The sequence below is a fragment of the Micromonospora sp. NPDC051296 genome (assembly GCF_040682255.1).
Lineage (GTDB): Bacteria > Actinomycetota > Actinomycetes > Mycobacteriales > Micromonosporaceae > Micromonospora > Micromonospora craterilacus.
The window spans coordinates 1-10,145 of the sequence record NZ_JBFBAO010000263.1; the positions used below are offsets into that span (position 1 = coordinate 1).

The window sequence follows — 10,145 nt, forward strand, 5'->3', positions numbered from 1 at the left end:
CTGCGCGGCATCCTCACCACCCTGGCCGGTTACTCCGGCGACCGGGCCGACCACGGCGACTGGATCGCGCAGCTGCGTACCGCCGAGGATGCCGCGAAGGCCCGCGACGCCGAGGAGATGGCCGCCGAGACGGACCCGATCCGCCCCGCCCGCGTCTACGGCGAGCTGCGCAAGGTCCTCGCCCGCGACGCCGTCACCATCGGTGACGGCGGCGACTTCGTCTCGTACGCCGGGCGCTACCTGGAGCCGGCCCAGCCCGGCACCTGGCTCGACCCCGGCCCGTACGGCTGCCTCGGCACCGGCATGGGCTACGCGATGGGGGCCCGGGTCACCCACCCGGACCGGCAGGTCTGTGTGCTGATGGGTGACGGCGCGGCCGGGTTCTCGCTGATGGACGTGGAGTCCCTGGTCCGGCAGAAGTTGCCGGTGGTCATCGTGGTCGGCAACAACGGCATCTGGGGGCTGGAGAAGCACCCGATGCAGGCCATGTACGGCTACGACGTCGCCGCCGACCTCCAGCCCGAGCTGCGCTACGACCGAGTGGTCAGCGCGCTCGGCGGGGCGGGCGAGACGGTCGCCAAGGCCGCCGACCTGGGACCGGCCCTGCAACGGGCGTTCGACGCCGGGGTGCCGTACCTGGTCAACGTGATCACCGACCCGGCCGACGCGTACCCCCGTTCCTCGAACCTGGCCTGAGCCGCAGCCCCCCGCCCCGACCGCTACACCTCGGGGCGGGGTTCCTCGCGCGGCGGGTCGCCCTCGCGCTTGCGCAGGTCGTCCTCGCGCTTGCGCAGGTCCTCCTCCCAGCGGCGGAAGAGTTCCTGGTCCTCCTTGCGGGACCGTTCCTCGATCGAGCGGAGGAACTCGGGATCGTCGTCCGGGGCGACCGGCCGGGCCGGCCGGCGCTCGGCGGGCCGGGTGCCCGTCGCCCAGTTGCCGCCGGCCTTGCGCTCGCGCCCGGCGAGGAACCAGGCGATCGAGCCGACCAGCGGGAAGAACAGGATGATCAGCACCCAGGCGATCCGGGGCAGGTGACGGATGTCGTCTTCCTCGGCGGAGAGGCAGCTGATCAGGGCGCAGACGGCGAGGACGACCTGCACCACGAAGAGAAGGATGTACAGCCGGGCCATGTACCCATCATGGCCTACCCGGCACAGCGGTCACACCCCGCGCAACACCAGCAGGATGCCGATCAATGCGAATCCGGTGGCGCACAGGCTGACCATGGCGAGGGTGCGACCGCCGGTGCCGGGTACGCCGGTGCCGGTGGCCCGCCGCCAGCAGAGCGCGACCGTGGCGGCCCAGCCGAGGATGGCCAGCACCGCCAGCGGTGCCCCGGCCCGGCCGCCGGCCAGCGCGAGCCGGATGGTGAGCATCGCCACCACGGTCACCGTCAGTGCGGTGCGCCGCCAGGCGAGACGGGTCCGCTCGGGTTGCAGCCCCGGGTCGCGGGGCGGTGCCCCGGCCCCGCTCATCCGTTGATCGCGCCGGCCAGCACCGCCAGCACCAGCAGCAGCGCGCCGAGGCCGACGACGAGGGCGAGCACGGCCGGGAACCGGGACGCGGGCAACTCCTCACCGAGCCGGATGGCCCGTTCGATCCGTGCCCAGTGGTCCACCGCCCGGATGGCGACCGCGCCGCCGAGCAGCAGCAACGCCACGGCGATCGCCTCCCGCAGGTGGACCAGCGACAGGTTGGGCAGGAACTGCGCGGCGGCGAGCCCACCGGCGACCAGCGCCAGCCCGGTGCGGAGCCAGGCCAGGAACGTACGCTCGTTGGCCAGCGAGAAGCGGTAGTCGGGGGTGCTGCCCACCGACCGCAACTCCCGCGGGTCGAACCAGTTCCTGATCCTCTGCCACACAGTGGTGATTATCCGGTTGCTCTGCGGGGCATTCTGGGCACATGACGGATCTTGACGCGACCGCCCTGCGCGCGGCGTACGACGCCCAGCTGCGGCCGGGCCTGCCCGACCCGGTCCCCGACGGCGTCGCGGTGGAGTCCGACGGTCCGTTGTTCCGGGTGCTCGGGCTCGATCACGGGGGCCTGGTGACCTACCGCGACCTTGGCGGGCTGGGCGGCGCCGACCTCGACGCGCTGATCGCCCGGCAGGCGGCGGTGTTCCGCGAGCGGGGCGAGCCGGTGGAGTGGAAGCTGCACGGCCACGACGAACCCGCCGACCTGCCGCGGCGGCTGCGCGCGGCCGGCTTCGTGCCGGAGGACGAGGAGTCCGTCGTGGTCGGCCCGGTCGCGCCGCTGGCCTCCGCGCTGCCCGTGCCGCCGGACGGCGTACGCCTGCGGGAGGTGACCAGCCGCGCGGACCTGGACCGGATCGCGGCGATGGAGACGCAGTTGTGGGGTCGCGACCTGTCCGGCCTGGCCGACGGGCTGGCCCGGGAGATCGCCGCCGACCCGCAGGCGATCACGGTCGTGGTGGCGGAGGCGGGCGAGACGGTGGTGAGCGCCGGCTGGGTGCGCTACCGGTCGGGCAGCACCTTCGCCACCCTGTGGGGCGGGTCGACCCGGCCCGAGTGGCGGCGTCAGGGGATCTACCGGGCGCTGGTCACCCACCGGGCCCGGCTCGCCGGGCAGCGCGGCCGGACGCTGTTGCAGGTCGACGCGTCCGACGAGAGCAGGCCGGTGCTGGAACGACTCGGCCTCGTCCCGGTCACCACCACCACGCCGTACGTCTACACTCCGTGATCATGATGCAGCGGCTGACGGACGAGGAGAAGCTGACCCTCAAGACGGGTGCCTTCGGCGCGGTGTTCATGGTCTCCAACGCCGAACCGGGCGTGCTCGCGGTGTTCCGGGAGAGCTTCGCGGCCTCCGGCGCGATGGCCGACGCCAGTGGCGTGGTCAAGGAGGCGCTGACCAGCGGGCCGCTGCCGAAGCTGCCGCGGGACTCGGCACTGGAGGTCGAGTCGGTGGTGCTGCCGGCGCTGGGCCGGGCGATCGAGATCCTGACCGAGAAGGCCCCGCAGGACGTGCCGGTCTACCGCGCGGTGGTGCTGGCCGCCGCCGACCGGACGGCGCGGGCCCACGACGGCGTCAGCCCGGCCGAGGCCGAGGTCATCGAGCGGATCAAGGGTGTACTGGACGAGGCGGGCTGAGTGCGCTCGCGCCGGCGGACGGGGTCGGTGAGCTGTGTCACTCCGACCGCTCCGAAAGCCGATGCTACTGACAGGTAACATTGGCGCCGTGGGCAACGGCACAACAGCCCACGGTTGACCGGACGGCAACGTACGCGCGAGGCTGCGCCCCAGACCGGGCGATTGATCACACCACCACCACAGCAGGAGGGTCGTCGAAGCGCGATGAATATCGTCGTACTCGTCAAGCAGGTGCCTGATTCGGGCGCGGACCGCAACCTGCGTACTGACGACAACACTGTCGACCGCGGTTCGGCGAACAACGTCATCAACGAGATGGATGAGTACGCCATCGAGGAGGCGTTGAAGATCAAGGAGGCGCACGGCGGCGAGGTGACGATCCTGACCATGGGTCCGGATCGGGCCACCGAGTCGATCCGTAAGGCGCTGTCGATGGGGCCGGACAAGGCGGTGCACGTGGTGGACGACGCCCTGCACGGCTCGTGTGCGGTGGCCACCTCGAAGGTGCTCGCCGCCGCGCTGGGTCAGCTGAACGCGGACCTGGTGCTCTGCGGCTCCGAGTCGACCGACGGCCGGGTGCAGGTGCTGCCGCACATGCTCGCCGAGCGGCTGGGCGTGGCGGCGCTGACCGGCGCCCGCAAGCTCACCGTCGACGGGGCCACGTTGACCGTGGAGCGGCAGACCGAGGAGGGCTACGAGGTGGTCACCGCCTCGACCCCGGCCATCGTCTCGGTGTGGGACACCATCAACGAGCCGCGCTACCCGTCGTTCAAGGGAATCATGGCGGCGAAGAAGAAGCCGGTGCAGACGCTGTCGCTGGCCGACCTGGGGGTGGCCGCGGCTGAGGTGGGCCTCGACGGCGCGACCAGCGCAGTCGTCGAGCACAGCAAGCGTCCGCCGCGCTCCGGTGGCGTGAAGGTCACCGACGAGGGCTCCGGCGGCGTGCAGCTGGTCGAGTTCCTCGCCACCGAGAAGTTCGTGTGAGGGGTGTGGGACATGTCTGAGGTTCTCGTCGTCGTCGAAGCCACTCGGGAGTTCGGCGTCAAGAAGGTCACCCTGGAGATGCTCACCCTCGCCCGCGAACTGGGCACCCCGTCGGCGGTGGTGCTCGGCGGCGCCGGCGCCGCCGAGGCGCTGGCCGGGAAGCTGGGTGAGTACGGCGCGGAGAAGATCTACGCGGCCGAGGGTGAGGAGATCGACGGCTACCTGGTGGCCCCCAAAGCCACCGTGGTCGCCGACCTGGTCAAGCGGGTGCAGCCGGCCGCCGTGCTGCTCGCCTCCTCGCAGGAGGGCAAGGAGATCGCGGCCCGGCTGGCGGTGAAGCTGGACAACGGCATCCTGACCGATGTGGTCGCCCTGGCCGCCGACGGCACCGCCACCCAGGTCGCCTTCGCCGGGTCGACGATCGTCAAGTCCAAGGTCACCCGTGGCCTGCCGCTGGTCACCGTCCGGCCGAACTCGGTCACCCCGACCGCGGCGGCGGCGACCCCGACGGTCGAGCAGCTGACCGTCGCCGTCACCGACACCGACAAGCTGGCCCGGGTCGTCGACCGGGTGGCCGAGCAGAAGGGCTCCCGCCCCGAGCTCACCGAGGCCGGCGTGGTCGTCTCCGGCGGCCGTGGGGTCGGTAACGCGGACAACTTCAAGCTGGTCGAGGAGCTGGCCGACCTGCTCGGCGGCGCCGTCGGCGCGTCCCGTGCCGCGGTCGACTCCGGTTTCTACCCGCACCAGTTCCAAGTCGGTCAGACCGGCAAGACCGTCTCCCCGCAGCTCTACATCGCGCTGGGCATCTCCGGCGCGATCCAGCACCGGGCCGGCATGCAGACCTCGAAGACCATCGTCGCGGTCAACAAGGACGGCGAGGCACCCATCTTCGAACTGGCCGACTTCGGCGTCGTCGGTGACCTGTTCAAGGTCGTCCCGCAGGCCGCCGACGAGATCCGCAAGCGCAAGTAGCGGCAGCGTACGTAGGTGAGGGAGCTGATCGGCGGGCCGGGGAGCTGATCCGGCCCGCCGATCAGCCCGTTCAGGGGGCCCTGCGGCGTACTGTCGCCGGAGGGGCCGTCTGTCGTCCTGCTCGGCCGGGGACGTCAACTACGAGTATGGCAAGTCCGGGCTCAGTGTGCGCCCCCATCCCTCCCACACCTGGCACTCCGGCCTGCGGTCGAGGCCAGACCGGTCGTTAGGCTGAACCGTGATGGCTTACCTGGATCATGCCGCGACCACTCCAATGCTCGACGAGGCACTGGAAGCGTACGTCGCGACCGCCCGCGAGGTCGGCAACGCGTCCTCCCTGCACGCGTCGGGTCGGCGCGCCCGGCGACGCGTGGAGGAGTCGCGGGAACGGGTGGCCGCCGCGCTGGGTGCCCGGCCGTCCGAGGTGATTTTCACCGGCGGCGGTACGGAAAGCGACAACCTCGCGGTCAAGGGCATTTTCTGGGCCCGCCGGGGCACCGACGCCCGGCGCACCCGGGTGGTCTCCAGCGCGGTCGAGCACCACGCGGTGCTCGACGCGGTGGACTGGCTGGGCCAGCACGAGCAGGCCGAGGTGGGCTGGTTGCCGGTCGACGGCACCGGACGGCTGCACCCCGACGCGCTGCGCGCCGAGCTGACCGAGCACGGCGACCGGGTCGCGCTGGTCACCGCCATGTGGGCGAACAACGAGGTCGGCACGGTCCAGCGGATCGGCGAGCTGGCCGCCGTCGCCGCTGAGCACGGCGTACCGTTCCACACCGACGCGATCCAGGCGGTCGGCCAGGTGCCGGTCGACTTCGCCGCCAGCGGCGTCGCCGCACTCACCGTGACCGGGCACAAGCTCGGCGGACCGGTCGGGGTCGGCGCGCTGGTGCTGGCCCGGGACGTGGCCGCCGTGCCGCTGCTGCACGGCGGCGGCCAGGAGCGCGACGTGCGCTCCGGCACCCTGGACGCCGCCGGCGTCGTCGCCTTCGCGGTCTCCGTCGAGGCGGCGGTCAAGGGCCAGCAGGAGTACGCCGCCCGGGTCGCCGCGCTCCGCGACGACCTGGTCGAGCGGGTCCGGCAGGCGGTGCCCGAGGTGGTCTTCAACGGCGATCCGACCGACCGGCTGCCCGGCAACGCGCACTTCTCCTTCCCCGGCTGCGAGGGCGACGCCCTGCTGCTCCTGCTGGACGCCCAGGGCATCGCCTGCTCCACCGGTTCGGCCTGCTCGGCCGGGGTGGCCCAGCCCTCACACGTGCTGCTGGCGATGGGCGCGGACGACGACCGGGCCCGCTCCTCGCTGCGTTTCTCGCTGGGCCACACCAGCACCGCCGAAGACGTCGACGCGCTCATCGCCGCCCTGCCGGCGGCCGTCGACCGCGCCCGGCGCGCGGCTGCGCTGCGTACTCCTCGCTGACCCGGCCGGGCCGGCCCGGCGGAGCGGGCGGGGGAGACCAGCGGTCACCGGCGCGGAGATAGGCTCGACTTCGAAGGGAGAGTGGTCCGGGTGAGGGTGTTGGCGGCGATGTCCGGCGGCGTGGATTCCGCCGTCGCGGCGGCGCGGGCGGTGGAGGCCGGCCACGACGTCACCGGCGTGCACCTGGCCCTGGCTCGCAACCCGCAGACCTACCGTACCGGGGCGCGGGGCTGCTGCACCCTGGAGGACTCCCGCGACGCCCGGCGCGCGGCCGACGTGCTCGGCATCCCGTTCTACGTCTGGGACATGGCCGACCGCTTCCACGCCGACGTGGTCGACGACTTCGTCGCCGAGTACGCGGCCGGGCGCACCCCGAACCCGTGCCTGCGTTGCAACGAGAAGATCAAGTTTGCCGCGGTGCTGGACCGGGCGGTGGCCCTGGGCTTCGACGCCGTGGTCACCGGCCACCACGCCCGACTCGGCCCCGACGGCCTGCTGCGCCGCAGCGTCGACGAGGCCAAGGACCAGTCGTACGTGCTGGCCGTGCTCACCCGGGAGCAGCTGGACCGCTCGATCTTCCCGCTCGGCGACTCGACCAAGGCGCAGGTCCGGCAGGAGGCGGCCGGCCGGGGCCTGGCGGTCGCCGACAAGCCGGACTCGCACGACATCTGCTTCATCGCCGACGGCGACACCCGTGGCTTCCTGGCCCAGCGGCTCGGCGAGACGCCCGGCGACGTGGTCGACGCCACCGGCGCGGTGGTGGGCCGCCACGCCGGTGCGTACGCGTACACCGTCGGCCAGCGGCGCGGCCTGCACCTGGACCGTCCCGCCCCGGACGGCCGCCCCCGCTACGTGCTCTCCATCACGCCCAAGACCAACACCGTGACCGTCGGCCCGGCCGAGGCGCTGGAGGTCTCCGAGGTCCGCGCCACCCGCCCCGTCTGGACCGGCGGCCCGCGCCCCGACGCCCCGATCGAGTGCGAGGTCCAACTCCGCGCCCACGGCGTGGTCGTCCCCGCCACCGTCACGGTCGTCGGCGACACCCTCCACGCCGACCTGCGCCGCCCGGTTCGCGGCGTCGCCGCCGGCCAGGCGATCGTCACCTACCGCCCCGACCCCGCCGGTGACATCGTCCTGGGCTCCGCCACCATCACCGACTGACCCACCATCTGCGTCTCGTTCCGGCCCGCCGGCGACGCAAACTCCTTGATCAACGAATTGCGGGCCGGGTGGCGGGTACCCTTCGGCGGTGAGTGATCAAGCGTGGCCGTGGGCGGCTGGGGCGGCTACCGGGATCGGGTCGCTGCCCGGCACTGACATCGCCGAGGCGCAACGGGTGGTGCTCGGGGAGCTTCCTGCGCTGCCGCACCTGCCGGAATTGCCGGGCCGTGGGCCGGGTGCCGACCTGATCGGTCGCACCGGCGGCCTGCTGGTCGAGCTGCCGATCGAGCTGTACGCCGCCCGGTGGCGGGTCGCGCCGCGTCCGGGCAAGGACCTGCGCCGGGCGCGTGACCTGATGGAGCGGGACCTCGACCAGCTGGCCGAGCAGGCCGAGGAGTACGCCGGCCCGCTCAAGATCCAGGCAGCCGGCCCGCTCACCCTGGCCGCCTCGGTGGAACTGCCGATCGGCGGCCGGATGCTGCGCGACCCCGGCGCGGTACGGGACCTGGCCGGCTCGCTCGCCGAAGGGCTGCGCGGCCACGTCGCGGCGGTGACCCGCCGGCTGCCCCGCGCGTCGGTGCTGCTCCAGCTCGACGAGCCGTCCCTGCCCGCGGTGCTCGCCGGTCGGGTGCCCACCGAGAGCGGCTTTGGCACCTACCGGGCCATGGAGTCGGGCGACGCACGCTCGCTGCTGCACACGGTGGTCGAGGCGGCCGGGGTGCCGACCGTCGTGCACTGCTGCGCCGCCGACGTACCGCTGGAGCTGATCCGGTCCACCGGCGCGGTCGGCGTTGCGCTCGACCTGAGCCTGGTCACCGACCTCGACCCGCTGGGCGAGGCGATCGACGCCGGGCTCGGGCTGCTGGCCGGCGCCGCGCCGACCACCCCGCCGGCCGGTCGCGCGCCGACCTCCGCCCAGGTCGCCGACCGGGTACGCGGACTCTGGGACCGCCTCGGCTTCCCGCGCCGCCAGCTCGCCGAGCAGGTGGTGGTCACCCCCGCCTGCGGCCTGGCCGGGGCCACTCCGGCGTACGCCCGGGCGGTCCTCTCCGCCTGCCGGGACGCCGGCCGCCGGTTGTCCGAAGAATGACGGCGAGGGGCGGGTCTTGCCGGTGGCGGGCATCATCGCCTTCATGATCAGCTCCTCGCTCCAGCGAGTCGCCGGCTCGCTCTTCGGTCTCGCCTACGGCGACGCCCTGGGCAAGCCCACCGAGTTCCTCAGCGTCGCCGAGATCGAGCGGCGCTACGGGCCCGGCGGTCCTCGGCAGCTGGTCGGCGACCCGACACTGGTCACCGACGACACCCAGATGGCCCTCGCGGTGGGCTGGGCGCTGCACGACGCGCCCGAATACACGGCGGAGGCGGTCGAGCCGCTGCTGCGGCAGCGCTTCCTCGACTGGGCGGCCAGCCCGGACAACAACCGCGCACCGGGAATGACCTGCCTGCGCGCCTGCGCCGAGCTGTCCCGTGGGCTGCCCTGGCAACAGGCCACCCAGGCCGGCTCGAAGGGCTGCGGGGCGAACATGCGGGTCACCCCGGTCGGGCTGCTCGACATCGACCTGGACACCCTCGCCGGGCTGGCCCAGCTCCAGGCCGGCCTGACCCACGGCCACCCGACCGGCCTGGCGGCCAGCGAGCTGACCGCGTACGCCGTCCGGCTGCTATGCGACGGCGCCGCCCTGGCCGAGCTGCCCGGACTGCTCACCGGGCGGGCCCACGAGCAGCGCACCGTCTACCGGGCCGACTGGCTGGGCGACCTGTGGCAGCGCCCCGGCGAGCGGACGCCGGAGGAGTTCATCGCCCGGGGCTGGGACGAGTGCCTGCGGGCGCTGCGCCGGCTGGACGCGGCCCTGGCCGGCCCCGACGACGGGGGTGACCCGTGCCGGCTCACCGGTGAGGGCTGGATCGCCGAGGAAGCCCTGGCCACCGCCCTCTACTGCGCTGTCCGGCACGCCGACGACCCGGTCGGCGCGCTGGCCCGGGGCGCCGCCACCGCCGGCGACTCCGACTCGATCGCCGCGCTCGCCGGCGCGTTCGTCGGCGCGGGCCAGGGGATGGCCGCCTGGCCCGCGGAGTGGGTCGGCCGAATCGAGTACGCCGATCAGCTCGCCGCCCTCGCCGCCGCCTGGGAGCGGTAACGGGCCCGAACCGGTGGGGGAGGCGGCGAAGTGTCCCACCCGCCGGATACCGTGCCCGGGTACGCAGTCACAGGAGGTCGCGGGGTGTCTGAGGAAGCCATCGGCCAGCAGGTCAGTGCGGCGCAGGAGGCGGCGGCCGGCGCCGAGCCCACGCCGCAGGCGCGGGAGCGGCACGCCACGCTGAGCCAGGAGCTGACCGAGCACCAGTATCGCTACTACGTGCTCGACGCACCGACCATCTCCGACGCCGAGTTCGACCGGCATCTGTTCTACCCGGTGCTGCCCGGCGGGGCCACCGCCTCGCTCACCGACTTCACCTACCTCGCAGACGCCATGTCCGAACAACTCGGCAGTACCGCCGTC

Annotated in this window: 12 protein-coding genes and 1 pseudogene; 10 read left to right on the forward strand and 3 right to left on the reverse strand. The window is 73.4% G+C overall.

From position 1 onward, the window contains the following. A partial coding sequence (locus AB0M52_RS24000; RefSeq protein ID WP_363957662.1) for a thiamine pyrophosphate-dependent enzyme occupies positions 1–696 on the forward strand: 696 nt, incomplete at its 5' end. Between the two features lie 23 nt (positions 697–719). On the opposite strand, the gene AB0M52_RS24005 is transcribed toward AB0M52_RS24000, so the two are convergent. Genes AB0M52_RS24005 through AB0M52_RS24015 form a run of 3 tightly spaced genes read right to left on the reverse strand, consistent with a single transcriptional unit; the run spans position 720 to position 1,861 of the window. Further along, positions 720–1,130, reverse strand: a complete 411-nt coding sequence (locus AB0M52_RS24005; protein WP_363957667.1) for a PLD nuclease N-terminal domain-containing protein — start codon at positions 1,128–1,130, stop codon at positions 720–722. Positions 1,131–1,160: 30 nt separating this feature from the next. Continuing rightward, positions 1,161–1,475: a DUF202 domain-containing protein gene (locus AB0M52_RS24010; RefSeq protein ID WP_363957669.1), complete on the reverse strand. Its 315-nt coding sequence runs from the start codon at positions 1,473–1,475 to the stop codon at positions 1,161–1,163. After that, positions 1,472–1,861, reverse strand: coding sequence for a DUF202 domain-containing protein (locus AB0M52_RS24015; RefSeq protein WP_363957672.1), 390 nt, complete (start codon positions 1,859–1,861; stop codon positions 1,472–1,474). The genes AB0M52_RS24010 and AB0M52_RS24015 overlap by 4 nt, the downstream gene beginning before the upstream one ends. A 41-nt stretch (positions 1,862–1,902) precedes the next feature. On the opposite strand from AB0M52_RS24015, the gene AB0M52_RS24020 reads away from it, so the two are divergent. From AB0M52_RS24020 to AB0M52_RS24060, 9 genes and pseudogenes are all read left to right on the forward strand, one after another. After that, a complete protein-coding gene (locus AB0M52_RS24020) occupies positions 1,903–2,700 on the forward strand; it encodes a GNAT family N-acetyltransferase (RefSeq protein WP_363957675.1) in 798 nt (265 codons plus the stop codon). Beyond that, positions 2,697–3,110 (forward strand): hypothetical protein, encoded by a 414-nt coding sequence (locus tag AB0M52_RS24025; RefSeq protein WP_363957678.1) that lies wholly within the window; start codon positions 2,697–2,699, stop codon positions 3,108–3,110. Before AB0M52_RS24020 ends, AB0M52_RS24025 begins: the two co-directional genes overlap by 4 nt. Positions 3,111–3,314: 204 nt before the next feature. After that, positions 3,315–4,094 (forward strand): electron transfer flavoprotein subunit beta/FixA family protein, encoded by a 780-nt coding sequence (locus AB0M52_RS24030; protein WP_363957681.1) that lies wholly within the window; start codon positions 3,315–3,317, stop codon positions 4,092–4,094. Between the two features lie 12 nt (positions 4,095–4,106). Continuing rightward, the gene (locus AB0M52_RS24035) at positions 4,107–5,066 is read left to right on the forward strand and encodes an electron transfer flavoprotein subunit alpha/FixB family protein (protein ID WP_363957684.1); all 960 of its coding nucleotides are present in this window, start codon (positions 4,107–4,109) and stop codon (positions 5,064–5,066) included. 241 nt (positions 5,067–5,307) lie between these two features. Then, positions 5,308–6,483 carry a cysteine desulfurase family protein gene (locus AB0M52_RS24040; RefSeq protein ID WP_363957687.1) on the forward strand — a complete coding sequence of 392 codons (1,176 nt, stop codon included), beginning with the start codon at positions 5,308–5,310 and terminating at the stop codon, positions 6,481–6,483. Between the two features lie 90 nt (positions 6,484–6,573). After that, entirely contained in the window at positions 6,574–7,644 is a 1,071-nt protein-coding gene (gene mnmA, locus AB0M52_RS24045) for a tRNA 2-thiouridine(34) synthase MnmA (RefSeq protein WP_363957690.1), read from the forward strand. 88 nt (positions 7,645–7,732) lie between these two features. After that, complete coding sequence (locus AB0M52_RS24050) at positions 7,733–8,734, forward strand: methionine synthase (RefSeq protein ID WP_363957693.1); 1,002 nt, start codon at positions 7,733–7,735, stop codon at positions 8,732–8,734. Positions 8,735–8,777: 43 nt separating this feature from the next. Continuing rightward, the gene (locus AB0M52_RS24055) at positions 8,778–9,782 is read left to right on the forward strand and encodes an ADP-ribosylglycohydrolase family protein (RefSeq protein ID WP_363957696.1); all 1,005 of its coding nucleotides are present in this window, start codon (positions 8,778–8,780) and stop codon (positions 9,780–9,782) included. A gap of 84 nt (positions 9,783–9,866) precedes the next feature. Next, positions 9,867–10,145 (forward strand): annotated as a pseudogene (locus AB0M52_RS24060) (hypothetical protein); the annotation flags it as partial.